Raw genomic sequence first — 20,439 nt, forward strand, 5'->3', positions numbered from 1 at the left:
CCCTCTCCCGAATCTGCGGCGCCGGTCCCGGTTGGCCGGGCCCGACTAGTTGATCTTGACGAGGCCGCCGCGCACGGTGACCACGCCGCTGGCGGTCAGCTCGGCCTGGCCACGGGCGGCGACGGACACCGAGGCGCCCTCGACCTTCACGCCCGAGGTCCCGGAGAGCTTCACGGCGGCCTTGGCCTCGACGGCGACGTCGGTGGCGGAGGTGGCGGTGATCTTCTGGCCCTTGAGCTCCAGCGGCCCCTTGCCCGCGTCGATGCTGACGCCGTTGGCCGCCTTCACCACCACGGTCTTGTCGCTGGTGATCTCGACCGTCTGCTTCTTCTGGTCGATGCGGACGGCGAACTTCCCGTCACCGCTGGAGATCAGGATCCCGTCGGTCTCGACGAACTCGACCCTGTGGCCCGCGCGGGAGACGAAGCCGCGCGCGGCGATCGCGCCGGCCCCGCCGTCCACCGGGTCGACGCTCAGCTCCGGCGGCACGTCCTTGGGGTTGTGCAGGCCGCCGAGCACGTACGGCGAGTCGAACGAGCCGTGCTCGAAGCCCACCAGGACCTCGTCGCCGACCTCGGGCACCACCAGCGAGCCCCGCCCCTTGCCCGCGCCCTGCTGGAGCACGCGCGCCCAGCCGGAGGTGAAGTCGGGAGCCAGCCACGGGAAGGTCAGCTTGACCCGGCCGAGCTTCGCCGGGTCCTTGACGTCGCTGACGATGCCGGGCACCAGGTCGCCGCGCGCGGCCGTGGCGGGGCCGTTGGCCAGCCCGTACAGCGAGCGCTCCTGGCGGCCGGAGACGGTGAACTCGGTGGTGTAGCCGTTGCCGGAGAACAGGTGCCGGGCGCTGGTGAGCGTGTACTTGCCCGCGAACTGCTCGCCGACGTTGACCAGCGCGACGGCGGAACCCGCGCGCAGCTTGGGATTGCCCCTCGCCACGCCGCTCAGCTCCACGCACGCGCCGCCGAGCTGGGCGGCCAGCGCCTCGGCGACGGCCTTCACCTCGGGCTGGGTGCGGTTGGCCACCGACGCCAGGAACGGGGCCGCGCCGAACTTCCCGGCCAGCTTCGCCGGGTCGGCCTGGTCGGCCTGGGTGCCCGGCGTGGTGGGCGTGGCGGTGGCGGTGACCTTCTCCTTGGCCTCCGGGTTCCACCCGCCCACCACGACCTCCGGCACCTGCTCGGCCGAGGTGACGGACGCGCGCAGCGACAGCAGCGAGCGGTGCATCTCCAGCGCGAACGGGTTCGTGGTCGACTTCGCGCCGCTGCCCGGCGCGGAGCTGGGCCTCTCGGGCAGCCGGAAGTCGACCTTGCCGTCGGTGACGCCGATCTGCGCGCCGACGTCGGCGGCCAGGCGGGACAGGAACTCCCAGTCGCTGACGCCCTCCTGGCTGATCTGCGTCTCAGCCTTGCCGCCGAACCCGGACACGCCGTCGATCCGGCCGGGCGCGAGGCTCGCGCGCCGCACCACCTTGCGCACCACGTCGCCCACGGTCATGCCGGGGTAGGCGGCGACCCTGCGGCCCCGGAACAGCCGGTGCGTGACGGCGTAGCCGCGCACCTCGGTGAACGTGCCGCCCGCGTCCAGCTCGACGCCGAGCGCGGTCACCTCGCCCGCCATCAGCTGCTCGGGCGCGCCCGGCTCGCTGGTCTGGACCTTCAGCACGACCTTGGCGCCGACGGTGAACTTCCCCTTGCCCAGCACCACGTGGCCGGGGTCGCGGAAGCGCAGCACGAACACGTCGGGCAGGTTGCGGCTGGTGTCGACGTAGGCGGTGGTGAGCCAGGACTTGACGTCGGCGGGCAGCGGGGCGCCCTCGACCTCGACCACCAGCGAGTTCGCGAAGCTCTCAGCCACCGCGCACCTCCTCCAGCGCGGGCAGCAGCAGCCGGGAGCCGGGGCGCAGCCGCATCGGGTCGTCGATGTTGTTGGCCTCGGCGATCTCCCGCCACAGGTTGGGGTCGCCGTAGGCCCGGTACGCCAGCGACTGGAGCGTGTCGCCCGCGACCAGCACGTGCGAGTCGCGGGCGGCGAGCGCGCCGGAGGTGGGGTTCTGGCCGCCCAGCTCGCCGGAGATCTCCTCCAGGGACACCGTGCACACCGCGCGCACCGGCACTCCGGCCGGGGTGAACAGGGTGTACTTGGCGGCGACGCTCGCGACGAACGCCGGGAACCCGGTCATGCCGCCCCACTTGAACACCACCCACGGCGGGGAGCCCTTGCCCTGCCGGCGGCTGTCCTCGGTCGGCACGCAGCAGGCGAACAGCTGCTCCACCTTGCGCACCACGCCGTCGTCCATGTGCTCGGTGGAGTCCAGGAACACCTCCAGGGACAGCTTCACCGGCTCGGCGCCCTTGTACTCGGGGGTGCCGGACTTCTTGTGGTTGGGCTGGAGGTCGCGCTCCCACCTGGTCGACTTGGTCAGCGACAGCTCGCGCGGGTTGAACTGGAAGGTGATGTCGTGCATCAGCTCGCCGGGCTTGGCGGCGCCACCGGCCTTCGGCGGCTTGTGCACGCTCAGCACGGCCTTCTGCAGGTTGCTGGGGGCGCCGTAGCTGCTGGCCGCGCCGGTCCCGGCGGAGGTGAAGGTGATCGGGGAGGCCACCGGGTCACCGCACCGAGCTGAGGAAGCCGTGGTGGGCCAGCTCCAGCGTCTCGACCGCGACCTTGGGCGAGTCGAGCGAGAGCTGCGGGCCGCTCCAGCGCACCGGGACGACGCCGGTGAGGGACCAGCTGGTGATGACGGAGCCCTCAAGGGTGCGGGCCTCGATGACGGCGGTCTTGCGCTTGATCCCGCCCGCCATGCCGGAGATCCACTTGAGGATCTTGGCGCTGTCCTTGGTGACCGGGCGGGAGAGCTTGACGTTGGAGTACTTGACGCGGGTGGGCAGCTGCCACACCATGCCGTTGTTGCCGCCCTCCTCGTGCTGCTCCACCGAGAACTCGACGCTCAGGCCGTCGCAGCTGTTGAACGACCCGAGGCTCTCGTCGTCGATGCGCACGACGAAGCAGACCGCCACCGCCTCATCCAGTTCGGCCACAGCCACTCCCTCGGTCGGGCGCTCTCGCGCGGTTCTTGCTCTTGGTTCGGGTGGTTCAGGCGGTGCGGGTGGTGCGGGCGGTCAGTGCAGGCGGTCGGTGAGCGAGCCACGGCGCTCGCGGTCGAGCCAGAGCTCGGCCTTGAGGCGGCGCAGGAGCGGGTCGTAGAGCTTCTTGAGCAGCTCCTCCGGCTCGATGGCCTGGGCGGCTGGGGCTGTAGGGGCTGCGGGGGACGTCGTGGTGGTGCTGGTCGACGCGGGTGTGGCGGGTGTCGCGGGGCTGGCGTCCGGCGGGCCGGGTGGTGGGCCGGACGGCGGGTCGTAGGCCGGGTCCTGCGGTGGAACGGGCGAGTCGCCAGGTGGCGGGTCGTGGACCTCCCGCTGCACGGCGAAGTGGGGTTGGGCTGCGGGACCCGGTGGGGGCGCCGGGAAGGCCGGTTGGAGCGGAAGTGCTTGCAGCGCCGGGGAAGTCGGTGGCGCGGCAATTCCCGGTCGCCACGAAAAACCCTGCTGGACTTGGGGAACCTGCCGCGGTGCGGTGTAACCCTGCACCGCGAGACCCGGTTGCGGGTCGTCGCCGAGCGAGATGCCGAGGGTCTGCGCGAGCTGCGGGTCGAGGCTCCAGCCGGACGGCCCCACCGAACCGGTCCCACCACCCAGCGCCGAGGTGAGCCCGGTGACGCTCGCCGGGGTGCGCGGTCCGGGTGCGGGGGTGCTCGGGGCGGCCAGTTCCCGCTGCGCGGACCAGGTCGCCGAGGTCGTGGGAGCGGCGGACTCGGCCTGGCGCTGCGCGAACCGCTGCGGCAGTCCGGGCGCGAGCGACAGCACCGGAACCTGCTCGAACCGCTGGACCTGCGCGGACGGGGCGTTCGAGGCGCTCGGAGCAGGCACGACCGGAAGCTCAGCGGGCAGGTCAGCGGAAAGGTCAGCGGGCAGGTCGGTGGCCATCGAGCGCTGGACCATCTCGCTCAACGACACCGGCCGATCACCACCGGCAGCCCGTCGCACGACCTGCGGCTCGCCCAACCGCCGCACAACGGGTTCGGTCGGGTGCGCCTCTTCCAGGCGCTGGATCGACGGAGCGAGCGGAAGGGCACCGGTCAGCGGAACGCTGAGCTGCGGAGCGCTGAGCTGTGGGGTGCTGAGCTGTGGAGCGCTCGACGGGGCGGGTGGGGTGGTCGTGTCGGTCTGGATCGTTCGGGGCTGTCCGAGTCCGAGGGCGCGAGCTCCGCCCTTGCCGGTCGTGGCGACCGGGGAACCCGCGGCGGGGACCACCGGGAGTTCCACCGACCTGGAAACCGTTGCGGGAGCAGGAGCAACCGCGTCGGGCTCGACGGCTCGCTGCACCACCCCACCGCTCAGCGGCTCGCTGCCGACGAGGCCCGCGCTGATCACCTCGCTGCTGGTCACCTCACTGCCGATCACCTCACTGCCGATCACCTCAACGCCGGTCGGGATGTCATTCACCGGGGCCTCGTTCGACGGCTGGCCGCTCACCGACTCCTCGGAAGGTGCGCTGCCAGCCTCGGGAAAACCCGGCATCACCGGCGTTTCGGCCGGTCGCTGCGCCAGCGGTTCCCCCAAACCCGACCGGACCGCGCGCGGAGGTGCGATGAACTGCCTGCTCACCGGGGCCGCAGGTGCTTCGGTGACCCGTTGGACGGCAGGTTCCGGAGTCGCGTTCGAGGGCCGCGGCGCGAGCGGGAGTGCTTGCGCCACAGGCTCGACGACATCGGGGACATGCGGTGACGTGGACGTTTCCACGTCAACCGGAACGGACCGGTCGACGCCGAGCGTTCGGACGACCGGTTCCGGTCCGGCGCTCACCGGTTCCGGCGTGACCGACAGCGGTTCCGGCGTGACCGACAGCGGTTCCGGCGTGACCGAGCGCTGCGCAACGGTTCCGCTGACCGCGGTCGCGGCGCGGGCAGCGGTCCCACCGGTGGCAGCCGCGCTCTCGGCGAAGCCGCCACCGGTGAACCCGTCACCTGCCAAGCCCTCGGTGGCAGGTGAGGTCTCGACCGCCCTGCTCACCGCGAGACCGGCGCCACCACCAGCACCAGCGACTCCCCCACCCCCGGCGCCACCCGGCCCGACCGCCTCAACAGCCGGGCTCTCGGCACTCGACCGACCAGCCCCGACCGCCGCACTCCCGGCACTCGACCCGACCGCCCCGCTCCCAGTCCCCGCGGGAATCCCCCCAGGCCGCGAGAACACCACCCCTTCACGCGGTGGCTCCCCGATCACCCCCGAGGGCTCCGACTCCGCGACGAAGTGGCCGAGCGGGGCCAGGAACGCGGGTGAGCGCCAGGACGTCAACCCCCCGGTGAACGAGCTCACCGGGTTCACCAGCGGGTGCTCCGGCAGCGCCCGCTGGATCGGGGGCAGCCCGCGCCACTCGCCCCGCAGCACCGGGCCGGCCTGCGCGGGGCCTGCGGCGCCGTCAGGTCCGGTCGGCGCCGGGGTTCGCTTGCGGAAGGGCCACACTTCGGGTCACCGCCTGGTGTTGATGCGGGCGATCTCGGCCGCGTACCGCAGCCGGTCGTGGTGCTCCAGGTCGAGGATCGAGTCCAGCGACCAGTGGAAGTGGTAGGCGACGTACGCGACCTCCTCGTGGAGCCGGTCGACCGCGTACGTCACGATTCCCCCAGGCGCCCGCCGGAGACGTCGACGGAGAACCCGTGGCCGCACGACGGGCAGGCCACGGCGGCGCGGGTGTGCCCCTCGCTGTTGATCCGCCGGTACATGTCCTGCAGGAACGCCAGGTCCGACGCGAACAGGTTCTCCACGACCCCGGTGTGGACGTCGGTGATCGTCCCGAGCGAGACGACGACCCTGGCCAGCAGCACCACGGTCAGGTAGGCGGAGTTCTCCCGCACCCGGTCGTCGCGCAGCGGGATCAGCTCGTCGCGGGCGGTCGCCAGTCGCATGACGCCGCTCTTGTGGACCGTCCCGGACTCGTCGGCGTACCCGCGCGGCAGCTCGAAGGCGAACTCCGTGCGCATCGTCGCGGGCGAGTCCGGCGCGACCGCGGTCGTGGACCGGCGCACTACTCGACTTCCATCATCTCGTAGGTGACCACGAGCTTCTCGGTGAGGACGCTGGTGTCACCGGCCTTGAGCGAGCCGATCTCCAGGCTCTTGGGCCACGCGTTGGTCAGCTTGTAGCGCTTGATCGCGGTGCCCTCGTAGTCGTAGACGATGATCGCACCGCCCTTGCGGGCCGAGGTCATCTTGCCGAAGTGGGCGTCCTTGACCCACTTCTCGAAGCTGTTGTCGCCGGTGAGGCCGCGGGTGAGCGTGACCTCGCCCGCCTTGGGGCGGCCGGGCAGCTTCTTGATGACGTACTTGCCGTCGGCGGTGTTCTGCTTGAGCTCGATGACGTCCTGCTCCATCTTGAGCCCGGACACCTCGGAGATCTGCTTGATCGCGACGCCGTCGACCTCCAGGCCGAACGAGTGGCCGACCGACGTGTCGAGTTCGGGGAGTGCCATGTCCTACCGCGCTTTCACTCGTTGACGAGGCTGGTGCCGCCGGAGAACTGCGCCAGGCGGAAGACGACGAACTCGGCGGGCTTCACCGGGGCGATGCCCACCTCGCACACGACCTGGCCGGCGTCGATCGCCTCGGCCGGGTTGGTCTCGCGGTCGCACTTGACGTAGAACGCCTCGTCGGGGGTGAGCCCGAACAGGGCGCCCTTGCGCCACTCGTTGACCAGGAACGCGCTGATGGTGCGGCGGATGCGGGCCCACAGGGCGTCGTCGTTCGGCTCGAACACGACCCACTGGGTGCCGCTGAGGATCGACTCCTCCAGGTAGTTGAAGAGCCTGCGCACGTTCAGGTAGCGCCACGCCGGGTCGGACGAGAGGGTCCGCGCGCCCCACACCCGGATGCCCCGGCCGGGGAACGAGCGGACGCAGTTGACGCCGATGGGGTTGAGCAGCTCCTGCTCGTTCTTGGTGAGCTGCGTCTGGAGCGCCACCGCGCCGCGCACGACCTCGTTGGCGGGGGCCTTGTGCACGCCGCGACCGGCGTCGGTGCGCGCCCACACGCCCGCCATGTGGCCGCTCGGCGGGACGAACAGGTGGTCGTCGCCGGCGGCGTCGAACACCTTGACCCACGGGTAGTACAGGGCCGCGTACTTCGAGTCGTAGCCCGCGACGTTCTGCCGCCAGTCGCGGACCTGCTGCGGGTTCAGCGCGGGCGGCGGGTCGAGGACGGCCATCCGGTCGCCCATCTGCTCGCAGTGGGCGATCATGGCCAGCTGCACGGCCTTCACGCCCTCCAGCGAGATCTGGTCCCGCTGGTAGGCGCTCATCAGGTCGGGCACCGCGACCATGGTGATCTCGTCGATGGCCTCCAGGCCGCCGAAGCCGGTGCGGTCGGCGACGTCGCCCACGTAGTCGTCGGCGGCGACCTTGCCGGGGACGGCGGTCGGCGCGGACTCGTCGGCGCGCAGCGCGACGGCGCCCCGGTCGGCCTTGGCTGGCGGGTTCGCCAGCTCCTCGACGGTGATCAGGTTCGACTTCTCCCTGACCACGGTGACGACGTTCTCCTTGGTGCGCTTGGTCGTCACGTGGTGGGTCTCGACGACCTTGCCCGCGTCCTTGACCAGCAGGGTGAAGCGGTCCTCGGCGGGGTTCTCGCCCGCCGCGTCGGCGACCTCGACGGTGATGTCGCCCGCGCCGATCGCCTTGGCGGTGACCTTGTAGCCGCCGAGCACGCCGGTGGCGCCGGACGGCAGCGCGCCGTTGCCCGACGGCCCGCCGCCCGTGCCCGCGTCGTCGCGCTCGCCGCCGATGCGGACGACGTAGCAGTTGCCGCCGCCGTTGAGGAAGTAGCCGTAGACGGCCTGGCCGAGGTAGGTGCCCTCGACGAAGTCGCCGAAGGTCTGCGCGTACTGGGCCCAGTTCGACACCAGCGTCGGGGTGTTGAACGGCCCGCGCCCGGCGAACCCGACGAAGGCGGCCACGGCGGTGCCGACGCCCTCGATGGGGCGGGCGCCCGCCTCCACCTCCTCGACGTACACCCCCGGCGAGAGATAGGTGGGCATCCGTTGCCTCCCAAGTCGTGCGGATAACCGGCTGTACTGGGGGAAATGCTGCTGCCACGGGGGGTTCGGTCGAAACGGCCTGGCGGCTGTGCCCGCGTGCGCGGATCACTGCCCAAAGGGGCGGCCGAGCGGCGGTCGGCCGACATCCCAGGGTCCCGCAGAGTCCTTCCAGGGCAACGAGAAGCGCGGGGCGTCGGGGAGAGTCCAGCTCTCCCCGACGCCCCGCGACCGCTGGGCGGGCGGACTACTCCTCGCCCTCGCCCTCGCCCTCCTCGGCCGAGCGCTGCACCGACGCCGCGCCCGGCACGTACGTCTGCGCCACCGGCTCCTCCGCCACGTCCTCCGCCGGGGCCTCCTCCTCGACCCGCTGCACGGCGGGTTGCCCGGCGGGCTGCGCCATCAGCCGGTCCGCGTTGGCGCTCGCCTCGCGCTCGAACCGGTCCGACGGGTCGCTCAGCCGCACCCCGCCCCCGACGTCCGAGCCGTCCACGGGCCCGTTGCGCTGCTGCACCACGTGCGTCAGCTCGTGCGCCAGCACGTGCCGCCCGGCGGCGGAGCCGGGGTCGTAGCCGCCGCTCTGGAACACGATGTTCGACCCCACCGTGTAGGCCTGCGCGTTCACCGACCTGGCCGAGCTGTGCGCCGCGCCGTCCGTGTGCACCCGCACGTCCGCGAACGAGGTGCCGAACCGCCCCTCCATGTCCGCGCGCACCCCGGCGTCCAGCGGCGCGCCGCGACCGGAGCCCACCACCTCGTGCACCGGCGACTCGGCCGGTTCCACCGACTCCTCCAGCGCCGACGCCACCCCGGCGTTGCCGACCGCCCGCTGCAACCCGAGGACGCCGCCCGCCCCCAGCACCTCAGGCCGCCCGGCCGCGACCGCCCGGCCGAGCAGGGCGTGGTCCTCGCGCTCGGCCCGCTCGCCCGGTGGCCGGGCGCGGCCGTCCTGCTCGTGGTCGTGCTCATGTCCGCGCACAGCGCCTCCTAGCGCTTCCCCGGCCCCGCCCCGAGCGGGCCCGCCGTCACTGCCCGAACGGGCGGACCAGCTCCAGGTAGCGCCCGAACTCGCGCTCCCCCACCAGCCTGCCCAGCTTGCGGTACTCGCGCGCCACCGCGCCGACCACCTCGCGCATCCCGACGACCCGGTCGCCCTCGGCCGCCAGGTACGCCGCCGTCACCGCCGCCGACCGGATGTGCCCGCCCGCCAGCTCGAACGCGCCGGCCAGGAAGTCCAGGTCCAGCGCGCCCCTGGGGGCGTGCGGGCCGAGGCAGTGGTCCCACAGCGCGCGCCGCTGCTCCCCGTCCGGCAGCGGGAAGTCCACGACCACGTCCAGGCGGCGGGTGAACGCCTCGTCCAGGTTCGCCCGCAGGTTCGTGGCCAGCACGGCGATCCCGTCGAAGGTCTCCATGCGCTGCAGCAGGTACGCGGACTCGATGTTGGCGTACCGGTCGTGCGCGTCGCGCACCTCCGAGCGCTTGCCGAAGATCGCGTCGGCCTCGTCGAACAGCAGCACGCCGTTGACCCCGGACGCCTCGGTGAAGATCCGCTCCAGGTTCTTCTCGGTCTCGCCCACGTACTTGTCGACGACGGTGGCCAGGTTGACCGTGTACAGGTCAAGGCCCAGCGAGGCCGCGATCACCTCCGCCGACATGGTCTTGCCGGTGCCCGAGTCGCCGGCGAACAGCCCGGTCAGGCCGCGCCCGCGCCCGCCGCCCGGCCGCATCCGCCAGCGGTCGATCACCCGGTCCCGGTGCTCGGCGCGCGACGCCAGCTCCTTGAGCTGGCCGACGACCGGGCCGGGCAGCACCAGGTCGTCCCACGTCACGGCGGGCTCGACGCGCCGCGCCAACCGCTGCAGCCCCGCCGCGTTCTGGCTGCGGGCCCCGGCGCGCAGGTGCGCCACGGTGATGTCCTCGCCGTCGGCGAGCGCAGCCACCGACGCGGCCTCGGCGGCGCGCGCGATCTGGCCCGCGCCCAGCACGAAGTGCTCGGTGGCGGCGGCCGGGTCGACGCCGGGCGCGACCGGTCCGCGCAGCCCGGCGGCCCACAGCTCGGCGCGGGCGGACACCGGCAGCGGGACGGCCTCGTGCAGCACCGGCGGATCGACGCTCCAGCGCGGGTTCCAGGCGATCGGGCCGTGCACCGCCAGGGGCACGGCGGGGTGGCGCAGCGCGTCCAGCGCGGGCTCCTCGTCGACCGGCCCGAGCACGATCCCGGCGCCGCGCAGCACCGCCTCGCGCAGCACGGCGGCGCGCAGCGCGACCCGGTCCGGTTCGGCGGCGAGGCGCTCGGCGTCGACCTCCAGCACCGCGAACCCGGCTTCGAGCAGCGCCGCCGACGCGACCTCGCGACCGCCGCCGCCGGGGCGCTCCCTCAGGTGCGCCAGGCGGATTCCGGCGCGCAGGCCGCGCACCAGGCGGTCCGCGCCGGGCAGCGGCGCGGCCGGGCGGGCGAGGTCGTCGGCCACGCGCGCGAGACCGGCGAGCGCCGGGTCGGGGCGGTCGTCGCCGAGCAGGTGGGCGACGACGCGGTCGGGCACGCGCAGCGACCTGGTCAGGAACGGGCGGTCGCGGTCCTCCACGACGAGCAGGCCGGCGGTGAGCAGCGGCGCGGCCGGGTCAAGGCGGGTGCGACCGGCCGAGGCGCCCTCGGGAAGGCCGCACAGGCGCAGCGCGAGCCCCGTGGTGGCGCGGCGGCGGGTGACGTCGTCGTTGAGGTAGCCGTAGAACTGCTCGAACCTGCTGTCCACGTCCGGCGCGAGCGCGACGAGCAGCAGCTCGACGTCCACAGTGGACAGAGCCGCGGTCCGGGCCAGGTGGCCGAGGCGACCGGGCGAGGCGGGGTCGTGGAACGGGGCGAACGCCTCGCGCGGGGTGGCGAGCAGCGAGTCGATGACCTCGTCGGACAGGTAGAGGCCGCGGAACGGGTCGTCGGGAGCGGGGTCGGTGGCGCGGCGGGCGGCGACGGCGTCGCGGATGCGGCGCTCCAGCGCGGCCAGGCGGGTGAGCAGGTCCTCGGCGCCGACGAGAGCCGCGGGGCCCGCGGGACCTGCGGGGCTCGTGGTGCTCACGCGACACCGTCGAGCGTGGTGTCGCCCAGGTCGACGCGCACGGTGCGGGCGGGCGGCGCGGCCGGGTAGGCGCGTCCGGTGTCGACCGGCGCGGACACCACGACGTCCAGCGACGGCTTCAGCTCGCCGCCGAGCGCGCTCCACACGTCGGCGAACGCGCGGTCCTCCGGCGGCGGCAGCGCGCAGGACATCGGCACCGGCAGCTCCAGCGCGGCCAGCGAGCCGGTGAGCAGCGGGGCGGGCACGGACTCGTGCCGCAGCAGCCCCACCAGCAGGTCGGACAGCAGGCGGTGCTCGTCCTCGGTGCGCTGCACCCACGCCGTGACGAGGTAGGACAGCTTGACGTGGCGCGGCGGCAGGCGGCGGGACACGACCTGGCCGCGGTCGTCGTAGGAGTTGAGCATCCCGCGCTGGCGGCGGCGCAGGTCCTCGCGGATGTCGTAGAGGTAGACGTTGACCGTGGGCGCGTTGCGCCGCGCGGCCCAGTCCTTCGTCGGGGCCTCGAAGGCGACCTCGACGTCCGTGCCGCTCAGGGCGTGTTCCCTCACCAGGCGTCGCAGCGCCTCGTCCACCTCGTGGATCATCGCTCAACCATGCGCCGGGCGCGGGCGCGGCGGGAGCGGCGGTGCGGCGGACCTTGGGGCAGGGCGCGCTGCCCGGAGGGACGACGGCGGCTGCCCTCGTGGGCAGCGGTTCAGGCGGCGGTTCAGGCAGCGGTTCAGGCGGGGGTCGACCGGGTGCCGCGGGAGCGCTTCAGCTCAAGTGGCGCAAGGGATTCCCCGGATGCCGGACTTCACCGGGCGACAGCCGCGCTGTTATGTTGCAACTGTCGCAATACATAGCCCTATCGTGTGATTGCCGAGTGGAATCCGCCGGGTGAACATAGCGCCATGCCAGGGAACGCCTACACGTCGGTGAAGTCGCGCACGGTCGCGGGCGCTCTGCGGACGTACCGCGAGCAGCACGGGCTGAGCTGCGAGGACGTCGCGAGCGTGCTCGGCGTGTCCTCCAGCAAGATCAGCCGGATGGAGACCGGCAAGAGCGGCCTGCAGGTCGAGGACGTCTCCGCGCTGCTGGGGTACTACAAGGTGCCCGGCGCCAGGCGCAGGGAGCTGCTGGACCTGATGCGGCGCGGCGAGGAGCTGGGCTGGTGGGAGCGGCAGGCCGGGCTGCCCAAGCTGTGGCGGGCGCTGATCGACTTCGAGAACAAGGCGACCGGGGTCCACAACTACGAGTCCATGGTCGTGCCGGGACTGGTCCAGACCGCGGAGTACACGCGGGCGCTGATCCGCTCGCTGGACCCGGCGCTGCCCGAGCACGAGCTGGACGCCCTGGTGACCACGCGGATGGCGCGCCAGGCGGTGCTGAACCGGGCGAGCGCGCCGGAGTACCTGGCGGTGCTGCACGAGGCGGCGCTGCGCATCCGGGTCGGCGACGAGGGCGTGATGCGCAGGCAGCTGCGGTACCTGCTGGACGTGGCCGAGCGGTCGAACGTGGTGGTGCGGGTGACGCCGATGGGCGCGGGGGCGCACGTCGGGCTGTCGGGGGCGTTCACGCTGCTGGAGTTCGCGCACGAGCCCGCGGTGGTGTTCGTGGAGAACCAGTCGACGGGCCTGTTCCTGGACGGGGCGGCCGAGGTCGACGGGTACCGGCGGGCGTGGGGGCGGATCGTGGACGTGAGCCTGTCGCCGGGGGCGACGGCGGAGCTGCTGGCGGAACTGGTGGAGGAGCGGCCGTGACGGACCTCGGCGGTGGCGGCGGCGCGGGCTCGTGCGCGCGGTGGCGCAAGAGCAGCCGGAGCACGAACGTGGCGAACTGCGTGGAGCTGGCGCTGGGTGGCGCGGTGGCGGCGGTCCGCGACTCGAAGAACCCGGCGGGCGCGGTGCTGCTGTTCCCCCGGCCGCGGTGGGCGGCTTTCCTGGCGGGGTGGCGGTAGGGCGGTCACTCGACGCCGAGCTCGCTCGCGGCGGTCATCGCGCGCTTGATCAGGTCGGGGCGCACGCTGGAGATGGCGGACAGGTTGACCTTGCCGAGCACTTCGAGCAGGCCGGGGTAGCTCCGCACCTCGGGGAACTCGTGCCCGGACTCGTGCAGCCGCAACCACGCGTCGAGGAGGGCCACCTCGCAGGAGGCGGTGTTCCAGCCCTGCCAGACCTTGCCGAACACCTCCAGCAGCACCGCGTTCTCCACCCCGTGCCCGATGCGGTCGCAGAACAGCACTTGGAAGGCGCTGCTGTCCCCGAGCGAGGTGGTGGCCAGCACCCCGAGCATCCGGGCGTCCACCACCAGGTCCTTGCGCAGGTTCTCCAGCACGGCGTCCGGGTAGCTCGCGCTCCACCGGAGGTAGCGGTCCAGCTTGCCCTCCAGGTCGGAGGGGGAGGCGTTGAGCTCGACCAGGCAGCGCGCGTAGTCCACGTCGAACCGGGAGTCCGGGAGGCCCTCGAACGCGTACCGGAAGACGTTGCCAGCCGGGTCGGCGGTGAAGTGCGCCTCGCGGGCGGCGTCGCGGAGCGAGATCGCCCGGTCGGCCCACTCGGTCTCCACGAACGAGCGGTTCTCCGCGCCGTAGGAGAGCAGGATCTCCTCCTTGCGCCACCTCACGCGCAGCGACTCCATCACACCGGTCCACTCCGCCTCGGTGAGCTGCGAGCGCCAGAAGGAGGTGAGCCTGTGCCACTCCCGGACGTCGAGCGCGCGGTCGCCGAGCACGACGGGCAGCAGCACCAGGTTGAGGCTGTAGACGGCGTACCGGGCGGGCGCGGGCCGCTTCACCGGCTGGTAGCCCGCGCGCTTGCCGGAGCGCTCCTCGCCGCAGGTCTCGAACAGCTTCTCCACCAACCAGCGGTACTCGCCGCGCTTCGGGTCGTTCGCCGCGAGCTCCACGAGGAAGTCGACCACGGACTTGCGCGTGGTGAGCGGGGTGAACGACAGGAGCGCGTGGAACTCGTCGTCGTCCGGCTGCTGGATGGCCACCCTGCGCCTGCGGTTCGACTCGTTCTCGTGCAGGTCGGCGAGCAGGTACCAGGTGTGCCTGGCCACCAGGTACTCGCCGAAGGTGGCGTGCAGGAACTCGTAGGCGCGCAGCAGCTGGGAGTCCCGGACGGCCTCGGCGAGCTGGACGAAGAAGAACCGCCCGAGGATCGCGCCGCCGGGGGTGAGCGGTGTGCGCATCCCCGGACCGCGCTCCTGCTCCTGCTCCTCGAGCAGGGCGCGCATGTCGTCGTTCAGGTCCTTCTCCGTGACCCACTGGGCGCCCCGGTGGAACATCGCGAAGGCGACCACCGACAACCGCTCCAGCTCGTTCTCGACGTCCTTGCGGAAGTCCGCGTCGGTGCGCCCCAGCTCCTCCTTGCCCACCTCGCGCTGGGCGAACCGGGTCAGCAGCCGCTCGTAGAGACCGCCCTGGCCGATGTCGCCCTGGTCGCGCAGGGCGTTGTCGTCCGCGTCGTAGAGGGCGAGCATCAGCAGGAGCAGCGGCTGCACGGCGAGGTCGTGGTGCTTCAGCGCGGTCTGCGGGGCCAGCGGGGCGAGGCCGCGCTGCTCGAAGTAGCGGGCGTTCAACCGGCCCCACTTCTCCAGCCACCGCACGACGTGCCGCTCGCTGAACGGGGCGAGGCGCAGCACGTCGGCGCCCGAGGGGATGGCCATGCCGCCCGCGACGCCGATGCGGCTGGTCACCACCACCGCGACCGGGCACCCGCGCTCGTCGCAGTCGCGCTGGAAGCGCTGGACGTTCTCCAGGTAGTTGGTCTGGCTGACGCCGGTGGCCTGGAGGAGTTCGTCGAAGCCGTCGAGCAGGACGACGAGCAGCGCGCCGCCCGCGTTCCGCGACAGCTCCGCCCAGTTCCCGCTGCCCTGCAGCGCTTCCCGCAGGCCGTGCTCGACCTGCCCGACCACGTCGGCCTCGGTGGGCGCCGACCTGAGCTCGACGCGCACGACCAGGAAGTCGCTGGGCGGTAATCGCGCCGACAGCACCCTGGTCAGCAGGGACTTCCCGGAGCCGGGGTCGCCGAGCACGAGGGCGGGGTGGGTGACGGCCTTCGGGGAGGTCAGGTACCCGACCAGGTAGCTGTACAGGTCCTCGCGCAGCGGGAGCCTCTCCCACCAGGACAGGACGCCGGGTTCCGCTTTCCGGTCCATGGCGAAGACCTGGTAGTCGGGATCGATGTACCCCGCCTTGATCGAGGGGAACTCCAGCCCCGGCAGCTCGTCCTCGGGTTTGAGGATGGGCCGTTCCAGCGCGGCCCGGTACTTGCCGTGCAGCTCGCCGCGCCGGGTGTCCGGGGTGGTCCCGGTCAGCAGCAGGCCGAGCGCCGTCTCCATGCGCTCCAACCCGGCCGAGACGGCCATGTCGTGGGCGTGCTGGAGCCAGAAGGTGATCTCCGGGTAGTCGACGGCCAGGCGGCGGACCAGCTCGTCGTAGCGGCGCACGGCGGTCTGCGTCACGCGCTGCGCCCACGTCCAGAGGAGGACGTCTTCTTCCCCCGAGTCGGCCATCAGGGTGATCAGGCTCTTGGTCGCCCGTCGGTAGCACCCCTCGACCAGGTCGGCGTTCTCCTTGCGGGTGCGGTGCGCGGCGGGCAGGACGTCCTCGCCGTCGAACAGGCTCGCGAGCCCGAACAGCTGGAGCTGGTGGTCGCGGTCCGGGGTCGCCGCGTCCTCGCGGAACGGCGGGGCGAGCTCGTGGACCGCCTCGAAGTAGGCCGTCACGACGATGACGGTGTGGGCCGCCTCCACGAGCCGGGTGCGGTCGTGCCTGCTCCGCTCACCGCGCTTGCCCGCGATCCCCGACAGCAGTTCGCGGCTGAAGCGGACGAGGTCGCTCTTGGCGTCGAACCAGCCCAGCAGGTCGGTGAGGCCGACCGCCACGCCACCGAGCAGGACCGCGCTGGTCAGCTGCTCGACCGCGGTGATGACAGCGCTGCCCCCGCCCCCGAGGATCTTCGCGGCTTCCCTGTAGGAGAGGTTCTTGGCCACAGCGAGATCGTCGCACCACAACGGAGTCGCCCCCCTCGTCTGAGGGTCACACGATTGGCTGAACATCAATTCCATCGGCCGTGGACGGGGGGCGGCGTGGCGCGGGGCCACCGAGGCTCCGAGCAGGGCGGGATCGACGCGTCCGGAAGAGCCGCGGGGGGCCGGAGCGCCCATCCGCCGACGATCTCCCGACCCACCTGATTCCGTCACGATCACCGCTTCGGCCGCGCCGAGGCCGTCCGGGGCGGCGCCACGGGCAGCGTCACGGCGCACCCCGCCACCGAACCCCCCTCCCCTTCCTCCCCGCTCCCGTGGTGTAGACCGCCCATCGTCCGGGTATGCAGCGGTCCACAGCGACGAGGCGAAGGAGCGGGCGCCACATGGATGGGGTGGAGGTTCGCGTTTCCCTCGCCGCACGACCCGCCAGCCTCCCCACGCTGCGCGCGATCGCGGCACAGGTCGCCCGGTCCGCCGAGGCGACGCCCGAGCTGGCCGTCGACCTCGTCATCGCGGTCGACGAGGCCTGCTCCGCGCTGATCGCGCGCGCACGTGAACGAGCGACCCTCGCTTGCAGGTTCCACACCGACGGCACCTCTGTTCGGTTCCGCGCACACGTCGGCACCTCGGCCGTCACCGTTCCCGGTCATGACTCGTTGTACTGGCGAGTCGTCAGTTCGGTGACCGACGCAGTCACCAGTTGGGTGGACGGTGACGGCCTTCTTCACGTCGAGTTGAGGTGTCGGGGATGAGTGCGGTAATGGACTTCCAACCGTTGTTCCGCGAGTTGGCCGAGGCGCAGTCGCGCGTCGAACGCCGCCAGGAGCTGCGGGACCAGCTGGTGACGGAGTACCTGCCGGTCGCCTGGCACATCGCCGACCGGTTCGCCGAGCGCGGCGAGTCGGTGGAGGACCTGCGGCAGGTGGCCGCCGTGGGCCTGATCCACGCGGTGGACCGGTTCGACGTGCAGCGCGGCATCGACTTCCTCGCGTTCGCCGTCCCGACCATCACCGGCGAGGTGCGCCGCCACCTGCGCGACCAGGGGTGGGCGGTGCGGGTGCCGCGCAGGCTCAAGGAGCTGTGCCTGGCCATCGACGCCGCCCGCGTCGAGCTGGCCCGCGCGAGCGGTCGCACGCCGACGCCGAGCGAGGTCGCCAGGCACCTGAACCTCTCGCTCGCCGAGGTCTACGAGGGGCTGCACGCCACCTCCGCCAACCACATGGTCTCCCTGGACGAGGTGGACTCCGACCACCGCCTGGGCGTCGACGATCCGGCTCTGGAGGTGGTCGAGCTCCAGCACGCGCTTGATCCGATGCTTCGCGGGCTACCCAAGAGGGAGCGGAGGATCGTGCTGCTGCGGTTCTTCAGGAACATGACGCAGAGCCAGATCGCCGACTCGGTGGGCGTGTCGCAGATGCACGTGTCGCGCCTGCTGAGCCGGTCGCTCGCCCGCCTGCGGGACCTGCTCGACGAACGCTGAAACGAGGTGGCCACCATGAAGAGGCTCGACTGGCCGCGCCGAGCGGCACTGGCCCTCGGCGTCCTGCTTGTGCTGTGGGGCATCGCGGACCTGTTCGGACTGGGCGGTGGCCCGATCCCGAGCGTGGTGCACGCGGCGGGCGGACTCGCCGTGGGGTTGTCCGCGGGGAACCGGGACTCGCTGCGCCGCACCGGGATCGCGGTCGGACTGCTGCACCTGGTGGCGTTCGCGCTGGGCGTGGAGGGCACGGGCGGCGTCTTCGACGCGGGCCCGGTCGGGAACTCGCTGAACGTGGTCGTCGGCCTGGCCTGCGTGGCGCTGGCCGTGGCGGGCGCGTGGAGCCAGCGGCGCGAGGCCGAGGAGAAGGGCGAGGACGGGCCGGGGGCGGGCGGTCGGCTGTCATTGGACGACCGCAGCGCCAAGGGCTCCCGGCACGCCCGGCGTTCGCTGCGCGCGCGCCGCGTTCGGCCCAACTCCCCCGCGCGCCTCTGAGGTCGCCTGATCCAGGGACACGCGGGCGGGTTGCCGCCGCGCGACGAGGGGTACCACTGCTAGGACCGGTTCGAGCGGGAGGTAGAGAGCGATGCACACGGCTTCCCTGCGCGGCGTGGTCCGCGCCCGCGGTCCGTTCGTCTCGGTGTACTTCGACGCGGGACACCACCCCGAGTTGCGCTGGCAGACCATGTGCGACCGGTTGGAGGCCGACGGCGCGGACCGGGCGCTCCTGGACGCGCTGGAGGACGCGGTGCTCGCCCGCCCGTCGCAGCCGGGCATGGCGGGCCGGGCGCTGATCGCCGCCGAGGGCCAGGTCGTGCTGGACCGGCACCTTCCGGTGCCGCCCGCGCGGACCGTGGAGCGGCGCGGCGACCTGCCGTACCTGCTGCCGCTGGTGGACCTGTCCGAACCGCTGGTGCCGCACGTGGTGGTGCAGGTGGACGACCGGGGCGCGGACCTGCGCGGCGTGGACCCGTCCGGCCGCCCGGTCGCGGTGGCCACGGTCGGCGCCCGCTCCTCCGGCCCGGTGCCGGAGCTGGACGTGCTGGAGCTGGACGACGTGGCGCACGAGGCCGCGTCGCTGGTGGACCGGCTGCGCGCGGAGCTGCTGGTGCTGGCGGGCCCGATGGCCGCGCGCCGGGCGCTGCGCGTCGCGCTGCCCAACCGCTACCACCGCCTGGTGGTGGAGATGGAGGGCCCGGCGGACCCGGCGGTGCACCACCTGGCGGGCCGGGCGAACCGCAACGAGCGCCGCGCCGCCGTGGTGCGCTTCCGCGAGGAGTCGACGCGGGTGGGCGGCCGAGCGCTGCAAGGGCTGGACGAGGTGATCGTGGCGCTGGAGCGGGGCGCGGTCGGGACGCTGCTGCTGACCGACCCGCTGGTGGGCGACCGGTTCGCGCCGGAGGGCCGGGCGGACGAGGTGCTGCCCGCGCTGGCGGTCGAGCACGACGTGGAGGTGGTCCTGGTCGGCGACGCGCTGCGGTTGACCGAGGACGTGGGCGCGCTGCTGAAGTAGCCCGGTTCCCCTGCGGGGCCGCCCCGAATCCCGCTGTGGCGACGCCCACAGCCGCAGGCGGCCCCTCCCGACGACCACACCCCGCCCACCTGCGCGAATCCCGCCCCACCACGGCCCTACTGCTCCGAACGGCCCAGCGCCCGCTACCGCACCCGCGTTCACCCGCGGAGGCGAACACCGAAGGTGGTGGTTGAGCGCGGGTCGGAATGGGTAGAGAGCGCCCATGACGCAGCCGTGGACCGTCGGGGTCGAGCAGGAGTTCCTGCTCGTCGACCCGCAGACGCGACGTCCGGTCCCCCTGGCCGAGGCGGTCGCCGACCGCGCGGGCGCGTCGTTCGACGTGCAGCGCGAGCTGACCCCGTTCCAGATCGAGGTGGCCACCCCGGTGTGCCACTCGTCCGCCGAGCTCGCCGAGCAGGTCCTCGCGGGCCGCAGGCACCTGGCGAAGGCCGCCCGCGCCGCGGGTGGCGCCCTCATGGCGTCGGCCGTGCCGCCGCTGGGCATGACCGGGCCGCCCTCGATCACCGAGGACGCCCGGTACCTGAGGATGCAGTACACCCACCGGAAGATGCTGGCCGGGCAGGGCGTGTGCGGGATGCACGTGCACGTCGGGGTGCCGGACCGGGAGACCGCGATCCGCGCGTCGAACGCCCTGCGCCCGTGGCTGCCCTCGCTGCTGGCGCTGAGCGCGAACTCGCCCGTCGAGGAGGGCCAGGACACCGGCTACTCCAGCTGGCGCTCGATCGTGTGGTCGCGCTGGCCGGTCGGCGGTCCTCCGCCGCAGTTCACCGGCGCGGGTCACTACGACGCGCTGGTCTCCGCGCTGGTGGGCACCGAGGTCGTGCTGGACCCGGCCATGGTCTACTGGGACGTCCGGCCGTCGACGCACGTGCCGACGGTGGAGATCAGGGTGGCCGACATCCCCCTGACCGCCAAGGACGCCGTGGTCATCGCCGAGCTGGTGCGGGCCTTCGTGCGCACCGCCGCCGACAGCGCGCCGACCGAGCCGGTCAACGACGTGCTGCTGCGCGCCGCCTACTGGCGGGCCGCGCGGGACGGGGCCGACGGCCAGGGCATCGACCCGAGGACCGGGTCGCTGGTCCCGGCGCGCGACCTGCTGGCCGAGCTGCTGGCGTTCGGCGAGGACGCGCTGCGCGACGCCGGGGCCCAGGACCTGGTGCGCGGGCACCTGGCGGCGGTGGCGGAGCACGGCGGTGGCGCGGCCAAGCAGCGCAGGGCTTTCCTGAACGGTGAGGCGGACCCCGCCGACGTGGTCGACCTGGTGCTGGCGGAGACCACCGCCGACATCGCCTGACC

General features: G+C 73.0%; 19 protein-coding genes. 7 read left to right on the forward strand and 12 right to left on the reverse strand.

Annotated elements, in window-relative coordinates:
* Positions 1-45: 45 nt before the first annotated feature.
* From AMIR_RS26685 to AMIR_RS26730, 11 genes are all read right to left on the reverse strand, one after another.
* A complete protein-coding gene (locus tag AMIR_RS26685) occupies positions 46-1,854 on the reverse strand; it encodes a VgrG-related protein (protein ID WP_015804088.1) in 1,809 nt (602 codons plus the stop codon).
* Entirely contained in the window at positions 1,847-2,602 is a 756-nt protein-coding gene (locus AMIR_RS26690; protein WP_015804089.1) for a CIS tube protein, read from the reverse strand. The genes AMIR_RS26685 and AMIR_RS26690 overlap by 8 nt, the downstream gene beginning before the upstream one ends.
* Positions 2,603-2,606: 4 nt before the next feature.
* Positions 2,607-3,038, reverse strand: coding sequence for a phage tail protein (locus AMIR_RS26695; protein WP_015804090.1), 432 nt, complete (start codon positions 3,036-3,038; stop codon positions 2,607-2,609).
* A gap of 81 nt (positions 3,039-3,119) precedes the next feature.
* Entirely contained in the window at positions 3,120-4,013 is an 894-nt protein-coding gene (locus tag AMIR_RS40640; RefSeq protein ID WP_187313449.1) for a hypothetical protein, read from the reverse strand.
* A 1,515-nt stretch (positions 4,014-5,528) separates the two neighbouring features.
* A complete protein-coding gene (locus AMIR_RS38480) occupies positions 5,529-5,675 on the reverse strand; it encodes a DUF6760 family protein (RefSeq protein ID WP_015804092.1) in 147 nt (48 codons plus the stop codon).
* The gene (locus AMIR_RS26705; protein WP_240439085.1) at positions 5,672-6,040 is read right to left on the reverse strand and encodes a hypothetical protein; all 369 of its coding nucleotides are present in this window, start codon (positions 6,038-6,040) and stop codon (positions 5,672-5,674) included. The genes AMIR_RS38480 and AMIR_RS26705 overlap by 4 nt, the downstream gene beginning before the upstream one ends.
* Before the next feature lie 44 nt (positions 6,041-6,084).
* Positions 6,085-6,528, reverse strand: a complete 444-nt coding sequence (locus tag AMIR_RS26710) for a phage tail protein (protein ID WP_015804094.1) — start codon at positions 6,526-6,528, stop codon at positions 6,085-6,087.
* A gap of 14 nt (positions 6,529-6,542) precedes the next feature.
* The gene (locus AMIR_RS26715) at positions 6,543-8,087 is read right to left on the reverse strand and encodes a phage tail sheath family protein (protein WP_015804095.1); all 1,545 of its coding nucleotides are present in this window, start codon (positions 8,085-8,087) and stop codon (positions 6,543-6,545) included.
* Positions 8,088-8,331: 244 nt separating this feature from the next.
* Complete coding sequence (locus AMIR_RS26720) at positions 8,332-9,063, reverse strand: eCIS core domain-containing protein (protein WP_015804096.1); 732 nt, start codon at positions 9,061-9,063, stop codon at positions 8,332-8,334.
* Positions 9,064-9,109: 46 nt separating this feature from the next.
* Positions 9,110-11,158 (reverse strand): ATP-binding protein, encoded by a 2,049-nt coding sequence (locus tag AMIR_RS26725; RefSeq protein WP_015804097.1) that lies wholly within the window; start codon positions 11,156-11,158, stop codon positions 9,110-9,112.
* The gene (locus tag AMIR_RS26730; RefSeq protein WP_015804098.1) at positions 11,155-11,742 is read right to left on the reverse strand and encodes a Pvc16 family protein; all 588 of its coding nucleotides are present in this window, start codon (positions 11,740-11,742) and stop codon (positions 11,155-11,157) included. Before AMIR_RS26730 ends, AMIR_RS26725 begins: the two co-directional genes overlap by 4 nt.
* A 306-nt stretch (positions 11,743-12,048) precedes the next feature.
* Here AMIR_RS26730 and AMIR_RS26735 point away from each other — a divergent pair, with 306 nt between their 5' ends.
* Positions 12,049-12,897 carry a helix-turn-helix domain-containing protein gene (locus AMIR_RS26735; RefSeq protein WP_015804099.1) on the forward strand — a complete coding sequence of 283 codons (849 nt, stop codon included), beginning with the start codon at positions 12,049-12,051 and terminating at the stop codon, positions 12,895-12,897.
* Complete coding sequence (locus AMIR_RS26740; protein ID WP_015804100.1) at positions 12,894-13,094, forward strand: DUF397 domain-containing protein; 201 nt, start codon at positions 12,894-12,896, stop codon at positions 13,092-13,094. The genes AMIR_RS26735 and AMIR_RS26740 overlap by 4 nt, the downstream gene beginning before the upstream one ends.
* Positions 13,095-13,099: 5 nt before the next feature.
* Here the strand turns inward: AMIR_RS26740 and AMIR_RS26745 are convergent, their stop codons facing one another.
* Positions 13,100-16,135: an NACHT domain-containing protein gene (locus AMIR_RS26745; protein WP_015804101.1), complete on the reverse strand. Its 3,036-nt coding sequence runs from the start codon at positions 16,133-16,135 to the stop codon at positions 13,100-13,102.
* Positions 16,136-16,515: 380 nt separating this feature from the next.
* On the opposite strand from AMIR_RS26745, the gene AMIR_RS26750 reads away from it, so the two are divergent.
* The 5 genes from AMIR_RS26750 (at position 16,516) to AMIR_RS26770 (ending at position 20,437) form a co-directional block, all read left to right on the forward strand.
* Positions 16,516-16,884, forward strand: a complete 369-nt coding sequence (locus AMIR_RS26750) for an ATP-binding protein (RefSeq protein WP_015804102.1) — start codon at positions 16,516-16,518, stop codon at positions 16,882-16,884.
* A gap of 8 nt (positions 16,885-16,892) precedes the next feature.
* Positions 16,893-17,612: a SigB/SigF/SigG family RNA polymerase sigma factor gene (locus AMIR_RS26755; RefSeq protein WP_240438702.1), complete on the forward strand. Its 720-nt coding sequence runs from the start codon at positions 16,893-16,895 to the stop codon at positions 17,610-17,612.
* Between the two features lie 15 nt (positions 17,613-17,627).
* Positions 17,628-18,104: a hypothetical protein gene (locus AMIR_RS26760; protein ID WP_015804104.1), complete on the forward strand. Its 477-nt coding sequence runs from the start codon at positions 17,628-17,630 to the stop codon at positions 18,102-18,104.
* A 91-nt stretch (positions 18,105-18,195) separates the two neighbouring features.
* Complete coding sequence (locus AMIR_RS26765; protein WP_015804105.1) at positions 18,196-19,122, forward strand: baeRF2 domain-containing protein; 927 nt, start codon at positions 18,196-18,198, stop codon at positions 19,120-19,122.
* A gap of 223 nt (positions 19,123-19,345) precedes the next feature.
* Positions 19,346-20,437 (forward strand): carboxylate-amine ligase, encoded by a 1,092-nt coding sequence (locus AMIR_RS26770; RefSeq protein ID WP_015804106.1) that lies wholly within the window; start codon positions 19,346-19,348, stop codon positions 20,435-20,437.
* Positions 20,438-20,439 lie beyond the last annotated feature (2 nt).

It is taken from the genome of Actinosynnema mirum DSM 43827 (assembly GCF_000023245.1).
GTDB classification, from domain to species: domain Bacteria; phylum Actinomycetota; class Actinomycetes; order Mycobacteriales; family Pseudonocardiaceae; genus Actinosynnema; species Actinosynnema mirum.

Bases quoted from the DNA above. Each gene is read 5' to 3' on its own strand.
- AMIR_RS26705 (WP_240439085.1), bottom strand. From the start codon at position 6,040: ATGCGCACGGAGTTCGCCTTCGAGCTGCCGCGCGGGTACGCCGACGAG.
- AMIR_RS26710 (WP_015804094.1), bottom strand. From the start codon at position 6,528: ATGGCACTCCCCGAACTCGACACGTCGGTCGGCCACTCGTTCGGCCTG.
- AMIR_RS26715 (WP_015804095.1), bottom strand. From the start codon at position 8,087: ATGCCCACCTATCTCTCGCCGGGGGTGTACGTCGAGGAGGTGGAGGCG.
- AMIR_RS26730 (WP_015804098.1), bottom strand. From the start codon at position 11,742: ATGATCCACGAGGTGGACGAGGCGCTGCGACGCCTGGTGAGGGAACAC.
- AMIR_RS26735 (WP_015804099.1), top strand. From the start codon at position 12,049: ATGCCAGGGAACGCCTACACGTCGGTGAAGTCGCGCACGGTCGCGGGC.
- AMIR_RS26750 (WP_015804102.1), top strand. From the start codon at position 16,516: ATGGATGGGGTGGAGGTTCGCGTTTCCCTCGCCGCACGACCCGCCAGC.
- AMIR_RS26755 (WP_240438702.1), top strand. From the start codon at position 16,893: ATGGACTTCCAACCGTTGTTCCGCGAGTTGGCCGAGGCGCAGTCGCGC.
- AMIR_RS26760 (WP_015804104.1), top strand. From the start codon at position 17,628: ATGAAGAGGCTCGACTGGCCGCGCCGAGCGGCACTGGCCCTCGGCGTC.
- AMIR_RS26765 (WP_015804105.1), top strand. From the start codon at position 18,196: ATGCACACGGCTTCCCTGCGCGGCGTGGTCCGCGCCCGCGGTCCGTTC.
- AMIR_RS26770 (WP_015804106.1), top strand. From the start codon at position 19,346: ATGACGCAGCCGTGGACCGTCGGGGTCGAGCAGGAGTTCCTGCTCGTC.